This is a genomic window from Acidovorax sp. SUPP2825 (genome assembly GCF_030158995.1).
In the GTDB taxonomy this organism is placed as follows: domain Bacteria; phylum Pseudomonadota; class Gammaproteobacteria; order Burkholderiales; family Burkholderiaceae_C; genus Paracidovorax.
Genome location: NZ_BQXK01000021.1, coordinates 26,711 through 44,731, shown reverse-complemented (window position 1 = coordinate 44,731; position 18,021 = coordinate 26,711). Strand labels below are relative to the sequence as shown.

Genomic DNA, 18,021 nt, shown 5'->3' with positions numbered 1-18,021 from the left:
GCGCCAGTTCCGCAATGAAGAAAGAGCGCCGTGGCGCTCTTTCTTATTAAAGGAGCGGGCACGTAGCTGCTCCTCGATGTCCATCCACTTACCAACGGTAGGTGGCTGTGGCAATCGCCTTGCGGGGCTCGCCATAGAAGCAGCCCGTGGTGCAGCTGCCGACATAGGTTTTGTCGAAGAGATTGGTGACGTTCAGGGCCAGGCGCCAGGGCCCCGTGGTGTAGCTGACCATCGCGTCGAACAGCGTGAAGGATGGCACATCGAAGGTGCCCACATTGGGCTTGGTCTCGCCCTGGTAGCGCATGCCTGCGCCCACCTTGAGGTTGGGCATTCCAAAGCGGCCGAAGTTGTAGTCACCCCAGAGGGAGAGCTGGTGGTAAGGGATGCCTGGTGACCGCATGCCGACCTGGGACGGCTGCAAAGGGCTGGCCTGCGTGGTGCGCGCATCGGTGTAGGCATAGGCTGCGATCAGGTTAGCGTTGCGGCCCACGCGTGTCCGGGCTTCCAGTTCGAAGCCCCTGGAGCGCACCTCACCAATCTGGGCCGAATACGTGGGGTCCACGGGATCGGCTACCGAAACGTTCTGCCGGGTCAACTGGTACAGGGCCGCGGAAATCAGCGTGCTCGAACCCGGAGGCTGGTAGCGGGTGCCGATTTCGTACTGCGTACCCTTTGATGGGTCGAAGCGTGATCCCAGGCGGTCCCGGCCCGAGGTGGGCTCGAAGGACTGGCTGAAACTGAAGAAAGGCGCCAAGCCGTTGTCCGCCAGGTAGACCAAGCCGGCGCGGCCCGTGAACGCCTTGTTCTTCTCGTTGTCGACGGCTTTTTCTCCCGTGAACAGGTTGCTCTGGTTGTCACTGGCATGGTCGTAGCGACCGCCGATCAGGGCCACCCATTTGTCGGCGATCTTCATCTGGTCCTGCGCATAGACGCCCAATTGCCGGGTGTCGGCGTTATAGGACCACCAGTTGTCACGGGTCGGCTCACCCAGGGCGCTGCCATATACCGGGTTGTAGTAGTCGATGCTGCCCGCCGTCCTGTCGTATCGCTCGGACTGATTCTTGGGCCGGGTGTAGTCGAACCCGACCAGCACCGTGTGCTCGACATTGTCGTGCTTGGCCTGGTATTGCAGCGAGGTGTCGGCGACCAGCGAGGAGGAGCGCTCCCAGCGCAGCGTACCGCCGCGGAAAGCTGAAGTGCGCTGGTCTGCCGCAAGCCCGGAAACCCAGACCTGCGGGAAGTCGCTGTTGGAATGGAAGTAGCGCAGGCTGTTGCGCAGCTTGAGGTTGTCGTTGAACGCATGTTCGAACAGGTAACCGATCGAATAGCGTTCCATATCGAACTTGCTGTAGCCGGGCTCTCCGGTAAAGCGGTTGCGCGGGATCTTGCCGTAGATGGTGGGGAAGATGGTGCCCTGCGCGGGCAGCCAGTAAACGTAGTTGGTCTTGTCCTTTTGGTAGTCGGCCAGCAGCGTCAGCGATGTCGATGCGTTGGGTTGCCACTTCAGTGCCGGGGCAATGAAGGTCCGGTCATCGCGCACATAGTCGACGAAGGTGTTGCTGTCGCGTTGGAGAAAAGTCATCCGATAGGACCATTCACCATCCTTGTCCAGCGGTCCGCCGAAGTCCCCGGAGATCTGCTTGCGGCCGAAACTTCCCAACTCGAGGTTGAGTTCATGCAGCGGGGTCGACGTGGGCTGCTTGCTGACCATGTTGATGATCCCGCCGGGACCGGCAGACCCGTACAGGACCGAGGCTGCGCCCTTGAGCACCTCAATGCGTTCAAGGCCGTAGATTTCCTGCTTGCCGTTGAAGGCATTGACCGTGTACTTCGTGCCATCGCGGTAGACACTGCCCGTGCCGGCCTGCGCCTGAAAGCCGCGGATATAGATGGTGTCCTGGACCCGCGACAGGCCTTCGAAGCGGCTGACGCCAGCCACGTAACCGAGCGCATCCTGGATACTTTGAGACTTCAGCGTGTCGATCTCCTCGGCGCCGACCACCGAGATGGACTGCGGAGTCTCGATAAGGGGCGTGTCGGTCTTGGTGCCCGTCGCACTGCGGCTGGCGACGTAGCCCTGCACGGGGCCGGTGGCGGATTCGTGGAATGCGTCGTCCCGCACTAGCACGGTGGGAAGTGTTGAATCCTGGGCCGACGGGGGCGGACTGCGACGGATGGAAAAACCCCCACTTGCCATGTGCACAGCCTCCAGAGGGGTGCCCGAAAGCATCTGGTGCAGCGCCTGATCCAGCGGCAGTCGGGCGGCGACGGCGCGGGACTGCAGTCCGCTCACCAACTCGCCTGCGGCGAAGATGGGCAAGCCTGTCTGGCGCGAGAACTCGTTGAGTGCGCCCGCCAGGGGCTGTGCGGGCACATTGATGTCAAACACCTGTGCCGTCGCCTGTATCGGTGCCTGGGCGCTGGCGAAGGGGCTGTGGAGCGCCAGGGTGGACCCGAAGGCCGTGGCAAGGGCTGTACTGAGCAGAGGGTGGCGAGGCAGAGAACGCATGGTTGGGAGGTCCGAGTGCATTGAATGAGAGCTATTCCTAAAGAGGCGCGGGCTCCCGTTCTCTATCGGTTGCCACATGCCGCACTGCGAAGACGTATGGGCCTGGAAAATGGAGACAGGCTGCCCCCATTTTTTTTGGAAACTGCAGGATGGTCTCGGAGAAGCCGTTCAGAGCGCTTGTAACTGCACCTTGCCATCGGCCTGCATCCGCACCTTCAGCGGCAGGATCGAGGGCAGCACGGCCAGCAGGCCGGCGGAATCCTTGGCACGAAAACGCCCGGTGAGGCGCAGCGCCGCCACACGAGCGTCGGCCGCCTCGATGGGTTGTATGCGATAGGCGTTGACCGTGGCCAGGGCTTCGGCCAACGGGGTGTCTTCGAAGACCAGCCAGCCCTCTCGCCACGCCGACAACGTCGTGGCATCGGCCTGGCGGACAGCCCCGGGCTGGCCATTGCGGATGTCCAGGATCTGCCCGGGCAGCATGTCGAGCACCGGTGCGGTTGCGGCAGCCGAATCCTGTGCATCCTTGCCCATCACCCGCACCCTCACGTGGCCATGCTCGACGCCCACGGTGACTTGGCCGCCGCGGTCGCGCACGTGGAACACCGTGCCTATGACCTCGATGCGGGCCTCACGTGTCACGACCTCAAAGGGCCGTCCGGGATCGGGGGCCACGTCGAAACGCACCTCGCCCTCCGACATGGACACGCTGCGGCGCTGGCGGTACAGGGTGACGGCGATGGCGCTTCGGGGCGAGAGCTCGACGCGGCTGGCTTCGCGAGAAACCTCGCCGTCGGCCAGTGTGACCTTGAGAAGCTGGGAGCTGCGAGTGGTGTAGGACGCCGTGTGCACGGGCTGCTGCCAGTACCAATAGGTTCCGCGGCCTGCCAGTACACCAGTGCACAGCAGTCCTGCAATGGATCGCAGCAGCTTGCGGCGCTGCCGCAAGCCCGCAGAGCGGTCGGCGTTGCCAGCCAGCATCGCTGACTCCTGGAATTGCTCACGCAGCCCGTTGGACATGCCGCCCAGCATCGTCCAGCGCAGATGCGCCTCGTGCGCGGCGGCGTCGTGCCGGGCCGATTTCTCGCGCCATTCGCCAAGGATCAGGCGGGCCTGGTCGGCGATCGGGACAGGCGCAATTTCGCTTTGAACGATCAGCGTCAGCGCATGCTCGACCATGCGCTCACTAGGTGCATTCGCCATGGGAAAGGGGGTCAGGAGGCATCGTCGCTCAGTGTACTGTTGTCGAAATCCATGGCACTGGCCATGCTTTGATCCTCCAACAGTTCCAAACGCAGCTGGGCGAGCACACGCGAGCAATCGAGCGTGGCACGCACCATGTGCTTGGCGACAGCCATTTCCGTGATGTTGAGTTGCTCGGCGATTTCAGCGCGCGTGTAGCCGTGGGCGCGGAACAGAATGAAAACTTCTCGCCGGCGCGGCGGCAGGTCTTCCAGCACTCCGACAACGCGGTTCAGGATCTGACTTTGGGCGGCAAGGTACTCGCTCGACGGTGCACTGTGCTGCAGCACCATTTGCTGGCGCGTCCATTCCTGAGCGGTCTTGCGCTTTCGCGCATCGTCGATACACAGATTGCGGGCCACGCGAAAGAGCAGGGCCCGCGGCGATTCGATGCCCGCATTCGGCGGCGCTTTGGCCTGTCTGCCACTGCGCAGGCCCATGGCGTGGACATAGACCCGCTCGAAGCTCGATTGCGCAATGTCGGCTGCATAGTGCGGATCCCTGAGATCGCGCGTGAGCTGGCGGCGCAGATCGCCATAGTGAACCACGAGTTCCTGGATCAGGTCACGCATCCGGATACCTGCCTTTCTGCAAGGACGATGGGTTGGAACCCCTGGGTCCGTGCAGAGAAGGGCCTATCGGATTCTGCAGCTCCGGGCGAGCCGGAGGCATGCAGCAACGGATATGGAATTCAGCGGCGCAGGCGATTCAAATGCAAATGGTTTGCATTCAAATTATGGCATGGGAGATTCGTGCGTCCATCATGCCCCATGTGATCTTTCAGTCCTGCAGCGCCAGCTGTTCTTTGCGCGCAACATCCGGTCGTTCTGCTTGTGCAGCCAGCAGGGCTTCACCGATCTCTCCGGTGCGCACCGAGGTGACCGACAAAAGGGTGTCACTGAGCCCGTGGGAGCCTTCGCAGGCGCCCTGCAGGAAGATGGCTGGGCGAAAGTCCGGCGTGGTCTTGAGCTGGTAGTCACGGCTGACGGAAAAATCTCCCAGGTACGGTGCCAGCGGGTCCAGCAACGTCTTGTGGTGATCACGCGCATAACCGGTGGCCAGCACCACCACGTCATAGCGTGACGCATGGTGGATGCCGCTGTTGAGGTCCCGCAGCCCGAGATGGATGCCATCGCTGGCGGCTCGTACATCCTGCACCTCATTGCGGCGCAGGAAGCGGTGGCGCGTATCGCCCGTGACCTTCTGTTCGTAGAACACTTTGAAGATGTTCTCGATCAGTTCCAGATCGGGGCAGGCATAGTTGGTGTGCCAGAACTCGCGCAGCAAGGCGCCGCGTTCGTCATGGGGGCGGCTGTAGACATGGTCCACGAAGTCGGCATTGAAGATTTCGTTGACGAAGGGGCTGTCGTCCGACGGACGGATGGAGCGGGCCCGCATGACGAGGTCGATCTCGGCGGTGGCGTAGCGGCCATGCAGATCCATGAAGATCTCGGCGGCGCTCTGTCCGGCGCCAACGACAGCGATGCGCAGTGGTTTGGGATGCTCGGCAATGCTGCGCAGGTAGGCGCTGGAGTGAAAGACGCGAGGGTTCCCGCGCAGGGGCTTGAACTGCTCGGGAATGCTGGGCGTGCCACCAATGCTCATGACCAGGTTCTGGCCCAGTCGCTCGTGCACATTGCCGGCCGCATCGCGTGAGCGTACGCGCAGCAGTTCGACCCTGCCGTCGCGCTTTTCGGGCAGCACTTCGATGACTTCCTGGCCGTAGACGCAGCGGTCCTCGAACTTGGAGGCAGCCCAGCCCAGGTAATCGTTGAACTCGTGGCGGCTGGGGAAGAAGGTCTTGAGGTTGATGAAGTCCTGCAACCGGCCCTTCTCATGAAGGTAGTTGATGAAGGTGAAGCGGCTGGTGGGATTGCGCAACGTGGCCAGATCCTTGAGAAAGGAGACCTGCATGTGGGCCTGCTCCAGCAGCATGTCCCTGTGCCAGGCAAAGCGCGGCTGCTTTTCGATGAAGAGAGGATGCATGGCATGCGTGGCGGATTCGCGCTCCTTGAGGGCGATGGCCAGTGCAATGTTGGAGGGGCCGAAGCCGATGCCGATCAGCGGGTGGATTTGCATGGAAAGTCCTTTCATTGGGTCGATGCGTCCGGCGCGGCTGCGTCAGACTGCGGTATCCATAAGGCGTCTGCGAAAAAGCGTTCCCTGAGCAGGACTCCCAGCACGGCACGTTTGTGCGGAAAGTCGAATTCCTTGAGCAGCGCATAGCCGCAGCGCGGCAGGTTCTTTCGCATCTTCAAGTTGTCGGAGCGTGGCTCGACGACGATGCGCTGCGTGCGGCAGTCGTCGAGGAACAGGTAGTGCGAAAGCGACGGCAGCCAAGCCGTGAGATAAGGCTGACCGCGAAACTCGGCCTCGCCCACCAGTGCATGCCAGCCGCGGTCGTGGTCGCCGGCGTCATAGAACGGCGCGATGCGGTCTTCCTTGGCCCAGTAGGCCTCGAAGTAGCCGAAGGGCTGGCCGTCGAAGCAGCCGATGAGGCCTACCGCATGCGGGTCACCGGCAATGCGCTGCAGATATGCGCGGTGATGGCCGAGGTCGCCGCTTTCCTCCCAGAAATGGGCTACCGTGGGATCGTTCATCCAGCGGTGGAAGGTGGGAAGGTCGGCATCGGGATCCACGGTGCGCAGGCTCAAGGTTCGGCCCAGCCAGGGAATGAAGCGCCGGTATACCGTGTTCTGGGGATGGGCTGGCCGCACCGGATGTCGCCGCTCTCCGGTCATCGTGTAATGCAGTGCATACGGTGGCCGAGGTTGCGGCAGCCATAGCCGTTGCTGCTGCCACAGCACCGACCTGGCGACCCGGGGAGGGCGGCTGGGGCTCAAATCCACGATGCCATCACGCAGACCCGGTGCCAACTGTGGCATGGACAGCCTGAATTCGATGGCCTCGGGATGGAGTTGGAAGGCCGCCTCCAGAGCTGCCAGCGACTCGGTGGCGTTTGGAGCGGCAGAGCATGACCCCATCCATTGCAGGCACGGGGGGTGGGTTGTCGGGTTCAGTTTCCAGAGGCTTGGTGCGTGCCCATCCTTGAAATCCAGGCGCAGCTTATCGTCCTCGCATTGCACGATGGCCGTTTTTCCATCGGCATAGGCGATGTGCCGTTGGCTGGTCTGGCGCATTGGAGCTAGGGATGGAATGGATGGAGCTTCGACTGGATGCACATGGACTCTTTCAGGTGGAGTACTCCGATCGGGGTGAAACTGCTGCCTCATAAAGGACGAGACGCGCAAGGCTGCGAAACGTTCATGCCGCCGGCTGCTCCATGCGGCGGACTGGATGGTTACCGAAAGGCCTGTGCGAGCGCCTGGCACAGGTCATGCCGCAGCGTGTCGGCCTCTTCAGTGATGCACCCCAGACGCGCGAAATCGTGGACCATGCCGTTATAGATATGAAGGCTCACACCGACGCCCGCGGCCTCTAGTCGCTCGGCATAGAGCTTGCCTTCATCCATCAGCGGGTCGTATTCGGCAAGGACCAGGTGCACTGGTGCCAACCGGTCCAGGTCTTCGGCCTCAAGCGGCGCGAAGCGCCAGTCCCGTCTGTCCGTATCGCTGCGCAGGTATTGGCCGAACATCCAGTCCAAGGTTTCGCGTTCCAGCAGGTAGCCGGACGCCAGGCGTTCATGGGAAGCGCTGTCTTGCCGGGCGGCCGTACAGGGGTAGAGCAGCATTTGGAGTATGGGCTGTGGGCGCTGTGCATTCCGCTCGGCAATGCACAGTGCGGTCGCCAGCGTGCCGCCCACGCTGTCGCCTCCGATGGTCAGCTTCCGGGCGTCGAGTCCATGTTCGGGGCCATGAACTCTCAACCATGCCAGGGCGTCCTGGGCATCAAAAAAGGCCCTGGGAAAGCGGTGCTCTGGAGCCAGTCGGTAATCGACCGCTATCACGTTGCACGGGGTGCCATGCGCTAGATCGCGGCAAAGGCTGTCGTGGGAATCGAGGCCGCCCAGCACATAGCCACCGCCATGGAAGAACAACAGTGTTGGCGCTGGGGAGTCGGCCGCGCATCCGCGGTACAGCCTGGCAGGAAGCTTCGAGCCGTCTCGGGTCTGCAGCTCGAGCATCTCGATCGGCAGTTCATTGCCGGGTTGATCCAGTGCGAGCGTGGAGCGGTCATAGGCTGCGCGCGCTTGTTCCGCCGTCATCTGGTGCATTTTTGGCCGTCCGGAGGATGGCGCATTGGCCAGTTCGAGGAATGCTTCGAGATCGGGATGCAGGGGCATGGTGTCCTTGGTCAAGCAGGCAAAGCCGAGGGCATTGCTTTCAGCCCTGATGACGCATCAGGCCTGGATTTGTTCAAGGTTCAAGGAGTTCTCGGTGCGGAGGGGGCAGCTTGCAGATGGCCAAAAAGGGGCCGTTATGAGTGGTGGTGCGACCGCAACTCCTGTGCCGTACAACGCCTGCCTGGCCTTGCCGTTCCATGAGCGGCAGATCGTGCGTCCGCAACGGCGTGCCGCCGTTCCTGCGGGGGCGGCTGAACATTCTTCGATCTCGAACGTCTTGCAAAGATAGGTCGCTGTGCGCTGCCTAGCGCTTGGCCAGCCAGCCGTCAGTGGTTACCTGTGCACAGTCGAGAACCGGTCCGTCGGAGGCTGGAGTCGCCAATCGATGCGTCCGTGAGGCGCCAAGGAAAACCGTATGGAAAACTCAACCAGCCGGACAGCGGAGATTACCCGCCTGCTCAAGCCATTCCTGCCATGGATCGCCTTGTCGGCGATCGCGGGCATTCTCGCGGGTGCTGCGACGGTTGCATTGCTGGCAACCATCAACCAGGTCCTCAATCGCCCAGGAGGGATGGCGGGCGGGCTGTTGCTGACATTCATTGCCTTGTGCGCCACTGCGCTGGCGGGCCGTGCCGCCTCTGATATCTCCACCAACCTGGTAGGGCAGCGCTTGGTGGCTCAAGTGCGCAAGAGCTTGGCACAGAAGATCCTGGCCGCACCGATCGATGCGCTGGAGCGCTATCGCACCCACCGCCTCATGCCTGTCCTCACGCAGGACGTGGACATGATCAGCGACGTCGCCTTCGCGCTGGCCTCTACCGTGATCTCCATGGCCATCGCACTGGGCTGCCTGATTTATTTGGCCGTGCTGTCCTTGCCGCTGTTTGGCATGCTGGTGATTGCCCTGGTTTTTGGCATCACCATTCAAGTCATGGCGCAATCGCGCGGGGTCGCCGGCTTCTGGAAGGCGCGTGATCATGAGGAACAACTGCATAAGGCCTACCGGGGAATCAGCGAGGGTGCGAAAGAACTGCGCATGCACCGCGCTCGGCGTCGCCGAATCTTCGGCGAACAGATCGAGCGTACTGTCGATGCGATCAGGGACATCAATCGGCGCGCTATCAATACCTATGTGTTGGCGACCGCTTTCGGCTCGGCACTGTTCTTCCTGTTGATCGCCTTGATCCTTGGCTGGGCGGCCTTCCGCACCATGGAGCCCGCGGTGCTCAGCGGGTTCGTGCTGGTGCTGCTCTTTCTCAAAGGGCCGATGGACCAGATCGCAGGCTCCCTTCCGGGCATAGGGCGGGCCAAGGTGGCGTTTCAACGCATTGCAGACCTGTCGGCGCGCTTCGCGAGTCCGGAGCCGCATTTGCACCTGGACCGAGATCCCAGTGAAGTCGATTTGAAGGCGGGGATCGAACTGCGCGGCGTGCGCTACGCCTTTGACGCAGCCGAGGGAGGCGAGCCCTTTGAGTTGGGTCCGATCGATCTGCAACTGCGCAAAGGCGAACTGGTATTCGTTGTCGGGGATAACGGCTCTGGCAAGACGACATTGATCAAGCTGCTGCTCGGGCTGTACGCACCGCAGGCTGGCGAGATATTGCTCGATGGGAAGGCGGTCACGCCGCAGACGCGCGACGACTATCGGCAACTGTTCACCACGGTGTTTTCCGATTTCTACCTGTTCGAGGATCTGGTGGCAGGTGGGGATGGAGCTCAGGTGGAGGCGCTGCCGCAGGCCGCGCTGCCGTATCTGGAGCGGCTGGAGATTGCTCACAAGCTCAGCGTCAAGGACGGTTCTTTCAGCACGATCGACTTGTCCACTGGACAGCGCAAGCGGCTGGCGCTGGTGCATGCTTACCTGGAGGGCCGGCCGGTGCTGGTGTTCGATGAATGGGCCGCTGATCAGGACCCTACCTTCCGCCATCTGTTCTATACCGAACTGTTGCCGGAGTTGCGCGCCAAGGGGCATTTGCTGGTGGTGATTTCGCACGACGACCGCTACTTTCATCTGGCCGATCGACTCGTGTGCATGCGAGCGGGGCAGGTCAAGGAAGAAAAAATCCAGAAGATCAAGGGGACAGAAGGGGCCAGTGAGACCGATGAGCATGTGGGCGATGACGCCCTCATTACCGTCTAAGTTGCTTCTGATCGCATGAACATGCCCAAGACCAAGCTTGTCTATATCTGGTCCCTGAGAAACGCCGCCGCCGATCAGGCTGGGCAGCATGTCCCCTACAAAGGCGGCCTCAGGTATATGAAGTCACCACTGGAGTATCTGGGGGAGGCGCTCGAAAGGACCGCACTGGGAGATGCATACAGCCTGGAAGCCGTGATTTACGACGATGACGAGGAATCGCCACGCGACCGAGAGAAACTTCGGGACTATGGCTTTGCGTATCGGCCTGACAGGCGCTGGTTCTATCCCCCAGAGCTATCGATCCAGGGGCGCATAGTGAACGATCTCCTGCACGCGATCCCTTCTTCTTATCGACGGGAGCCACTGCATGCCCCGGAACGCGGGACTGGCAAACAGGCGTTCGAGAAAAACCTGCAGGACAAGCTGATTGACCTGGGGGCTGAACTGGTGTTGCTCGATGGTCTGCTGGTCATTCTCGATCGGCTGGTGCGTCCTGGTGCACCGTTCCATCGCAAGATCGTCAATATCCACCCGGGCATCACCCGGCTGGAATCTCCGTATGAGCGCCGTGGTGCATGTGCGACGCTCGATGCGTTGTACGGTGCTCGTGGTCTTGAAGTCGTGGATTGGACCTCGATGGAAACGCGGGCAGTGCCTCCACTTCTGATGACTGGTGCTTCGTGTCACTACGTGGACAACGGCATTGATTCAGGCGAGGTCATTGCCGACGTTCTGAAGACTGATATTGACCCAGCCGACACCATCCTTGAGCTTCGCTGGAACAATTTCACGAACAGCTTGTTTCCTGCGCTTCAGCAGGGGCTGGAAGTATTGGCTGGGCAGCATCGCAAAGGCCATGCAAGGCATTCAGAGATTGAGAACGCCTGACATCACGCGGCGCATGAACAATCGAGCGGGATTGGCGAAATCAACCGGGCGATCACCCAGTTGGACCACATGACCCAGCAAAACGCCGCCCTGGTCGAAGAATCCTCGGCGACCGCAGCGGGCCTGAGAGGACAGGCCCAGGCGCTGTCGCGCACGGTGACGGTGTTCAAACTCGAGCCTGGCGTTCTTCCCGTGGCCCTGGCGCCCTCGTATCCACCCCCTGCGCTGAACCGCCTTACCCTGGCGCCTTGAGCGGCGGGACAGTCCGGACCTGCGGGGCCCGCCACCGCGCGCTTGTCGGTCTGCGCAATGCCTGCCGGTATGGGGGCTTTGCACCGGCAGGCGCGCCGCACTTTTCAAATTGTCCGAATGCAGAATCTTCTCGAGCGCATCGCCAGCGCGGTGCGTCCATTGGCCCGCACGGGCCGCGTGGCCAGCTACATCCCCGGTTTGGCCGACGTAGAACCTTCGCAGTTCGGCATCGCTATTGCCACGCTGGAGGGCGACATCTACGCGGCCGGCGACTCTGACCAGCCGTTTTCGATCCAGAGCATTTCCAAGGTATTTGCGCTCACCCTGGCGATGCGTCTGAAGGACGATGAACTCTGGGCGCGTGTGGGGAGACTGCCCAGCTCGAACCAGTTCAATTCGCTCATCGAACTGGAACTGGAGGAAGGCAAGCCGCGCAACCCGTTTCTCAATCCCGGGGCGCTGGCGGTGTCCGACATGCTCAGCAGCCGCAACACCCAGATGGAACTGGCCGTGCTGTCGCTCCTGCGCGATCTTTCGGGCAATGCGGCGTTGCAGTACGACCTCGATGTGGCAAAGGGCGAGTTCGCGTGCGCGCGCAGAAACCTGGCGGCCGCGCACCTGATGAAGAGTTTTGGCAATTTCCGCAACCCGGTCGAGGACGTTGTGAAGGCGTATTGCGCCCAGTGCGCGATCGCAGCCAGCTGCAAGGACCTGGCGGTGGCCGCGCTGTTTCTTGCCAATGGCGGTGCTGACCTGCGCATGCGCAAGGTGCTGGAGGCCCGCCAGGCCCAGCAGGTGTGCGCGCTCATGATGAGCAGCGGGACCTACGAAGCCTCCGGTGAAACCGCATTCAGCATAGGGTTGCCGATCAAGAGCGGAGTCGGTGGTGGCGTCCTCGCCGTGATCCCCCGATTTGGCGCGGTGTGCTCCTGGTCGCCGCCATTGGACGAGAAGGGAAACTCTGTCGCGGGGTTGAAAGCCATCGAGCTTGTTGCTGCCGAACTGGACAGAACGGTTTTTTCATGACGAGAACCGCAAGCCAACGGGTTGAATCTTCGCCTGGTTCATCCCTGCGCCATGGATGGCGAGCTGCATCGCACCGGCCGTGCCAGACCATGTTTGATCCGATCACCCTACGAAGATGAGAGGTCCCTCACCAGGCCGTTGACCTCGAAGTTTGCACCCGCGCGCTGAGCGTAAGTCATGCTTCAAGTCCCAATGCATGGGGTGCTGCTTTTTCGTTGTGGCGGAGACTGTGAGATTCGAACTCACGGACGGTTGCCCGTCGGCAGTTTTCAAGACTGCTGGTTTAAACCGCTCACCCAAGTCTCCGCAAACTGGCGCGTATTCTAGCCGGCCTCCACACCCCGCCCCCGCGCATCAGGCCGCCTGCAGCAGGCCCTTCTTTTCGATGAAGGCCACCACCTCGTCCAGACCCTGCAGGGTTTTCAGATTGGTCATCACGAACGGCTTGGTGCCGCGCATGCGCGTGGTGTCGGCGGCCATCACGTCCAGGTTGGCGCCCACGTGCGGGGCCAGGTCGGTCTTGTTGATGACGAACAGGTCGCTCTTGGTGATGCCGGGGCCGCCCTTGCGGGGGATCTTCTCGCCCGCGGCCACGTCGATCACGTAGAGCGTGAGGTCGCTCAGCTCGGGGCTGAACGTGGCCGCGAGGTTGTCGCCGCCGCTTTCGATGAAGACCACGTCGGCGTTCGGAAACTGCGCCAGCATGCGGTCGATGGCCTCCAGGTTGATGGAGGCGTCTTCGCGGATGGCGGTGTGGGGGCAGCCACCGGTTTCCACGCCCAGGATGCGTTCCGCGGGCAGGGCGCCGCTCACCGTCAGCAGGCGCTGGTCTTCCTTGGTGTAGATGTCGTTGGTGATGGCGATGAGGTCGTGCTTGTCGCGCATGGCCTTGCACAGCATTTCCAGCAGGGTGGTCTTGCCCGAGCCGACCGGGCCGCCGATGCCCACGCGCAGCGGGGGCAGGGGCTTGGTGCGGTGGGGGATGTGATGCAGTGCGGTGGTGCTGGTGGTGGTGTTCATGATCGGAAGAGGCGGGAGTATTGGGTTTCATGCTGCGCCGACAGGATGGCGAGCATGGGCGAGAAGGCCTGGCGGTCCGCGTCGCCGGTGTGCAGCGCGGCGTCGGTGGCGGCCGGAATGGCGGCGGCCAGCCGGGCCAGGATGCGCTGGCCGGCGCTCTGGCCCAGGGGCACGGCCTTGAGCGCGGCCTGCACCATGTTCTCGGCCCAGCCGAAGGTGTAGGCCAGCAGCACGTCGCGCGCGCCGGCTTCGGTGCCGGCGGCGGCCAGGGCGAAGGCGACAGGGTAGGTGGGGGTGGGCGGCAAGGCGGCGAGCGCGGCCACGTCGTGCAGCCGGGCGGCGTCGCCCGCGTGCTGGTTGCGCAGCCAGTCGGCCAGCGAGCGGCCCATCTGCTCGGTCTGCAGGCGCATTTCGCTGGTCTCGCGCGTTTGCAGCACCCAGTCGTTCAATTGGCGCACGCGGGCGTGGTCGGCGGCGCGCCAGGCGGCCAGCGCCTGCTGCAGCACGGCCATGTCGCCGCGCGCCTGGGTGAGCTGCAGTTGCGCGGCCAGCCATTCGGCGGCGGCGGCTTCGGTGGTGACGCCGGCGCGCTCCACCGCCACTTCCAGCCCTTCGGAGTACGAGAACCCGCCCACCGGCAACGCCGGCGAGGCCAGCCAGATGAGCTGCAGCAGGCTGGCGGCGGGCAGGGCCGTGGGGGCTTGGGGTGGTGGGGCGTTGCAGTCGGGGGACGTCATCCCGGCGTCAATCAAGGGTGGTGGTGCGGGTGATCGCACTTCGCATGGTCATGGTCGTGGCCATGGGCGTGCGCATCGCCGTGATCGTGGCCATGGCTTGCATGGCGGTGCCCGTGGTCATGCCCATCGCCGTGCGCGGGGCCGGCGGCGTCGTGCGAAGGGGCTGCGCGGTCGTGGTCGTGGCCATGGGCGTGACCGTGGTCATGGCCGTGGTGCCCGTGCCCATGGTGTCCGCCCGCCGCATAGGCGCCACCCTCGGGCTCGAAGGGGGCATCGATGGCGTTCACGATCAGGTGCATGGCGCGCAGCATGTCGGCCAGCACGTGGTCGGGCTCGATCTGCAGGTGGGTGGGCGTGAGTTCGATGGGCACGTGCCGGTTGCCCAGGTGGTAGGCGGCGCGGGTCAGATCGAAGGGGGTGCCGTGTTGGGCGCAATGGGTGATGCGCAGCACCGCCTGGGGCGCGGCGATCACGCGGACCAGGGCGCCGTCCTCGGCCACCAGCACGTCGCCGCCGCGCACGGCAGTGCCTCGGGGCAGGAAGATGCCCAGTTCCCGCCCGGTGGAGTCGGTGGCGGCGAAGCGGCTTTTCTGGCGCGTGTCCCAGTCGAGTTCGAGGGTGGCGGCGCGCTTGACGAGCACGGGCGCGAGGCCCTTGCCCTGGGCGATGAGTTTGGAGACTTGAAGCATGCGTGCGATCAGAACAGAAAGTAGCGCTGCGCCATGGGCAGCACGGTCGCGGGCTCGCAGGTGAGCAACTGGCCGTCGGCGCGCACGGTGTAGGTCTGCGCGTCGATCTCCATGCGCGGCGTGTAGTGGTTGTGCACCATGTGCTGCTTGCGCACGCCGCGCACGCCGCGCACGGCGCTGAGCTGCTTGGCCAGGCCGAAGCGCTCGCCGATGCCCGCGGCCAGCCCGGCCTGCGACACGAAGGTGAGCGAGGTGCGGGCCAGAGCCCCGCCGAAGGCGCCGAACATGGGCCGGTAGTGCACGGGCTGCGGCGTGGGGATGGAGGCGTTGGGGTCGCCCATGGCGGCCATGGCGATGAAGCCGCCCTTCAGGATCATGGCGGGCTTGACGCCGAAGAAGGCGGGCTTCCAGATCACGATGTCGGCCCACTTGCCCACCTCCAGGCTGCCCACCTCGTGGCTGATGCCGTGGGCGATGGCGGGGTTGATGGTGTACTTGGCCACGTAGCGCTTGATGCGCGTGTTGTCGTTGCGCGCGGTGTCGCCGTCCAGCGTGCCGCGCTGGGCCTTCATCTTGTGGGCCGTCTGCCAGGTGCGCAGGATGACCTCGCCCACGCGGCCCATGGCCTGGCTGTCGCTGCTCATCATGCTGATGGCGCCCAGGTCGTGCAGCACGTCTTCGGCCGCGATGGTTTCCTTGCGGATGCGGCTCTCCGCAAAGGCCAGGTCTTCGGCGATGGAGGCGTCCAGGTGGTGGCACACCATCAGCATGTCCACATGCTCGTCCAGCGTGTTCACCGTGTAGGGCATGGTGGGGTTGGTGGAAGACGGCAGAAAGTTCGCCTCGCCCACCACGCGCAGGATGTCGGGCGCATGCCCGCCGCCCGCGCCTTCGGTGTGGAAGGCGCAGATGCCGCGGCCCGCCACGGCGGCGATGGTGTTCTCGACGAAGCCGCTCTCGTTGAGCGTGTCGGAGTGGATGGCGACCTGCGTGTCGGTGGCGTCGGCCACGTCCAGGCAGTTGCTGATGGCCGCCGGCGTGGTGCCCCAGTCCTCGTGCAGCTTGAGGCCGATCACGCCCGCGTCGATCTGCTCGTGCAGCGCGTCGGGCAGGCTGGCGTTGCCCTTGCCGAGAAAGCCGAGGTTCATGGGAAAGGCGTCGGCCGCCTGCAGCATGCGCTCGATGTTCCAGGGCCCCGAGGTGCAGGTGGTGGCCAGCGTGCCGGTGGCCGGGCCGGTGCCGCCGCCCAGCATGGTGGTCACGCCCGAGGCCAGGGCTTCTTCGATCTGCTGCGGGCAGATGAAGTGGATGTGGCTGTCGATGCCGCCCGCCGTGACGATGTTGCCTTCGCAGCTGATGATCTCGGTGCCGGGGCCGATGACGATGTCCACGCCGGGCTGCGTGTCGGGGTTGCCGGCCTTGCCGATGGCGGCGATGCGCCCGCCCTTCAGGCCGATGTCGGCCTTGACGATGCCCCAGTGGTCCAGGATGAGCGCGTTGGTCAGCACCGTATCCATGGCGCCCCCGGCCGTGGGGCCGGTGCCCTGGCCGTCGCGCGTGCGCTGGCCCTGCGCCATGCCGTCGCGGATGGTCTTGCCGCCGCCGAACTTCACCTCTTCGCCATAGGCGCCGGCGCGCAGCGTGTAGTCCTGCTCCACCTCGGCGATGAGCCCGGTGTCGGCCAGGCGCACGCGGTCTCCGACGGTGGGGCCGAACATCTCGGCATAGGCGCGTTTGGACACAGTGGCCATGGGAATGCTCTCCAGCTCTGGGGCGGTTCGAAAAGGGATGGGGTCGGTGTTCAGGCGGCGGCCGGGGCCGGCGGCTCGCCCAGCGGCCCCTGCGTGAGGCCCCGAAAGCCGTACACCGTGCGGTCGCCCGCGTAGTCCACCAGCTCCACGGTGCGCTGCTGGCCGGGCTCGAAGCGCACGGCCGTGCCGCTGGCGATGTTCAGCCGCATGCCGCGCGCGGCGTCGCGGTCGAAGCCGAGCGCGCCGTTGGTCTCGGCGAAGTGGTAGTGCGAGCCGACCTGGATCGGCCGGTCGGCGGTGTTGCGCACCACCAGGGTGAGGGTGCGGCGGCCGGTGTTGAGCGCGTGCTCGCCGTCGTCGATGAGGAGTTCGCCGGGGATCATGGGGTGGGCTCTCGGTGGGGTGGGGCTGCGGTCGGCGCGGGGTGCCGCTCAGGCCATGCGCACGAGCAGCGTGGCGCCCAGCAGCGCGGTCGAGGCGCCCGCCGCCACGGCCAGCCAGCGGTGGCGCGCCACCACGGCATGGCCCAGGGCGATGCCGGCGGCGTGCAGCGTGGCGGTGGCGATCACCATGCCGGCCAGGGCCAGCCACTGGCCGCTGCCGCCCAGTTCGGTGCCATGCGCCGCGCCGTGGAAGAACGCGAACGCGCCCGCCAGCCCCGCGGCCAGCGGCAGGGCCAAGTGGCGGCGCCAGGCGACCAGCAGGCCCAGCACCAGCAGCGAGGCGGCGATCATCGGCTCCACCGCCGGCACCGCCACGCCCAGGAAGCCGGCCGTGGCCCCCGCCACCAGCAGCGCCACGAAGGCGGCGGGCGCCAGCCACACGGGGCGCACGGCCAGCGCGCTCCACACGCCCACGGCCAGCATGGCGGCCAGGTGGTCCAGGCCGGTGAAGGGATGGACCAGGCCGTCGAGGAAGCCGGCGTCGGCATGCAGCGCGTCCTGCGCGCCATGGCCCGGGTGGGCGAAGGCGAGGGCGGGCAACAGCAGCAGCGCGGCGGCGGAGACGAAGGAGCGGGTTTTTGCTTCTTTTTTCATAGCATCAAGGGCAATGGGTACTAGGGCGTGAGAGGGATTTGGTTCAAAAACCCGTCACACGATGGGTTGGTGCACGGTGACCAGCTTGGTGCCGTCGGGGAAGGTGGCCTCGACCTGGATGTCGGGAATCATCTCGGGCACGCCTTCCATCACGTCGGCCCGCGTGAGCACCGTGCGGCCCTCGCTCATGAGCTGGGCGACGGTCTTGCCGTCGCGCGCGCCCTCCATCACGGCGGCGCTGATGAGGGCCATGGATTCGGGGTAGTTGAGCTTGAGTCCGCGCGCGCGGCGCCGCTCGGCGAGCAGCGCGGCGGTGAAGATCAGGAGCTTGTCTTTTTCGCGGGGGGTGAGTTCCATGGCGCAGCGGGCGGTGGGAGGGCAAAGGGGACGGAATGCCGCATGGTAGTCAGCAATCGCCATGCCCGTCCATACGCCGGATGGCGGTGGTGGCACCGCGTGGCATGGAACCTGCACCCCGCGCCCCTGC

The 18,021-nt window shown here is 64.5% G+C and carries 18 protein-coding genes and 1 tRNA gene; 5 read left to right on the top strand and 14 right to left on the bottom strand.

Going from position 1 to position 18,021, the window contains the following annotated elements:
- Nucleotides 1–88: 88 nt before the first annotated feature.
- The 6 genes from AVAK2825_RS20880 to AVAK2825_RS20855 all read right to left on the bottom strand — a co-directional run bounded on the left by AVAK2825_RS20880 (nt 89) and on the right by AVAK2825_RS20855 (nt 7,994).
- Nucleotides 89–2,509 (bottom strand): TonB-dependent siderophore receptor, encoded by a 2,421-nt coding sequence (locus tag AVAK2825_RS20880; protein WP_284402377.1) that lies wholly within the window; start codon nt 2,507–2,509, stop codon nt 89–91.
- A gap of 168 nt (nt 2,510–2,677) precedes the next feature.
- Nucleotides 2,678–3,712, bottom strand: a complete 1,035-nt coding sequence (locus AVAK2825_RS20875) for a FecR family protein (RefSeq protein WP_284402376.1) — start codon at nt 3,710–3,712, stop codon at nt 2,678–2,680.
- Between the two features lie 11 nt (nt 3,713–3,723).
- The gene (locus AVAK2825_RS20870; protein WP_284402375.1) at nt 3,724–4,323 is read right to left on the bottom strand and encodes an RNA polymerase sigma factor; all 600 of its coding nucleotides are present in this window, start codon (nt 4,321–4,323) and stop codon (nt 3,724–3,726) included.
- A gap of 208 nt (nt 4,324–4,531) precedes the next feature.
- On the bottom strand, nt 4,532–5,830 hold the full coding sequence (locus AVAK2825_RS20865; RefSeq protein ID WP_284402374.1) for a lysine N(6)-hydroxylase/L-ornithine N(5)-oxygenase family protein: 1,299 nt from the start codon (nt 5,828–5,830) through the stop codon (nt 4,532–4,534).
- Between the two features lie 11 nt (nt 5,831–5,841).
- Complete coding sequence (locus AVAK2825_RS20860) at nt 5,842–6,891, bottom strand: GNAT family N-acetyltransferase (RefSeq protein ID WP_284402373.1); 1,050 nt, start codon at nt 6,889–6,891, stop codon at nt 5,842–5,844.
- A 161-nt stretch (nt 6,892–7,052) separates the two neighbouring features.
- A complete protein-coding gene (locus AVAK2825_RS20855; RefSeq protein ID WP_284402372.1) occupies nt 7,053–7,994 on the bottom strand; it encodes an alpha/beta hydrolase in 942 nt (313 codons plus the stop codon).
- On the opposite strand from AVAK2825_RS20855, the gene AVAK2825_RS20850 reads away from it, so the two are divergent.
- From AVAK2825_RS20850 to AVAK2825_RS20830, 5 genes are all read left to right on the top strand, one after another.
- Nucleotides 7,993–8,283: a hypothetical protein gene (locus AVAK2825_RS20850; RefSeq protein ID WP_284402371.1), complete on the top strand. Its 291-nt coding sequence runs from the start codon at nt 7,993–7,995 to the stop codon at nt 8,281–8,283. The two genes, AVAK2825_RS20855 and AVAK2825_RS20850, sit on opposite strands and share 2 nt — an antisense overlap.
- A 126-nt stretch (nt 8,284–8,409) precedes the next feature.
- Nucleotides 8,410–10,134 (top strand): cyclic peptide export ABC transporter, encoded by a 1,725-nt coding sequence (locus tag AVAK2825_RS20845; protein ID WP_284402370.1) that lies wholly within the window; start codon nt 8,410–8,412, stop codon nt 10,132–10,134.
- A gap of 21 nt (nt 10,135–10,155) precedes the next feature.
- A complete protein-coding gene (locus tag AVAK2825_RS20840) occupies nt 10,156–11,022 on the top strand; it encodes a formyl transferase (RefSeq protein WP_284402428.1) in 867 nt (288 codons plus the stop codon).
- A gap of 69 nt (nt 11,023–11,091) precedes the next feature.
- Nucleotides 11,092–11,274: a chemotaxis protein gene (locus AVAK2825_RS20835; protein WP_349817085.1), complete on the top strand. Its 183-nt coding sequence runs from the start codon at nt 11,092–11,094 to the stop codon at nt 11,272–11,274.
- Nucleotides 11,275–11,391: 117 nt separating this feature from the next.
- The gene (locus tag AVAK2825_RS20830; protein WP_284402369.1) at nt 11,392–12,300 is read left to right on the top strand and encodes a glutaminase; all 909 of its coding nucleotides are present in this window, start codon (nt 11,392–11,394) and stop codon (nt 12,298–12,300) included.
- A 218-nt stretch (nt 12,301–12,518) separates the two neighbouring features.
- Here AVAK2825_RS20830 and AVAK2825_RS20825 read toward each other — a convergent pair.
- The 8 genes from AVAK2825_RS20825 to AVAK2825_RS20790 form a co-directional block, all read right to left on the bottom strand.
- A tRNA-Ser gene (locus tag AVAK2825_RS20825) sits at nt 12,519–12,606 on the bottom strand.
- 48 nt (nt 12,607–12,654) lie between these two features.
- Nucleotides 12,655–13,320, bottom strand: a complete 666-nt coding sequence (gene ureG, locus AVAK2825_RS20820; protein ID WP_284402368.1) for an urease accessory protein UreG — start codon at nt 13,318–13,320, stop codon at nt 12,655–12,657.
- A complete protein-coding gene (locus tag AVAK2825_RS20815; RefSeq protein WP_284402367.1) occupies nt 13,317–14,057 on the bottom strand; it encodes an urease accessory protein UreF in 741 nt (246 codons plus the stop codon). The genes ureG and AVAK2825_RS20815 overlap by 4 nt, the downstream gene beginning before the upstream one ends.
- Before the next feature lie 11 nt (nt 14,058–14,068).
- On the bottom strand, nt 14,069–14,746 hold the full coding sequence (gene ureE / locus AVAK2825_RS20810) for an urease accessory protein UreE (protein WP_284402366.1): 678 nt from the start codon (nt 14,744–14,746) through the stop codon (nt 14,069–14,071).
- A gap of 8 nt (nt 14,747–14,754) precedes the next feature.
- The gene (gene ureC / locus AVAK2825_RS20805) at nt 14,755–16,497 is read right to left on the bottom strand and encodes an urease subunit alpha (RefSeq protein ID WP_284402365.1); all 1,743 of its coding nucleotides are present in this window, start codon (nt 16,495–16,497) and stop codon (nt 14,755–14,757) included.
- Nucleotides 16,498–16,547: 50 nt separating this feature from the next.
- On the bottom strand, nt 16,548–16,880 hold the full coding sequence (locus AVAK2825_RS20800) for an urease subunit beta (protein WP_272564743.1): 333 nt from the start codon (nt 16,878–16,880) through the stop codon (nt 16,548–16,550).
- A 48-nt stretch (nt 16,881–16,928) separates the two neighbouring features.
- Nucleotides 16,929–17,534, bottom strand: coding sequence for a HupE/UreJ family protein (locus tag AVAK2825_RS20795; protein ID WP_284402364.1), 606 nt, complete (start codon nt 17,532–17,534; stop codon nt 16,929–16,931).
- Nucleotides 17,535–17,588: 54 nt separating this feature from the next.
- Nucleotides 17,589–17,891 carry an urease subunit gamma gene (locus AVAK2825_RS20790; RefSeq protein ID WP_092745910.1) on the bottom strand — a complete coding sequence of 101 codons (303 nt, stop codon included), beginning with the start codon at nt 17,889–17,891 and terminating at the stop codon, nt 17,589–17,591.
- Between the last annotated feature and the right edge of the window lie 130 nt (nt 17,892–18,021).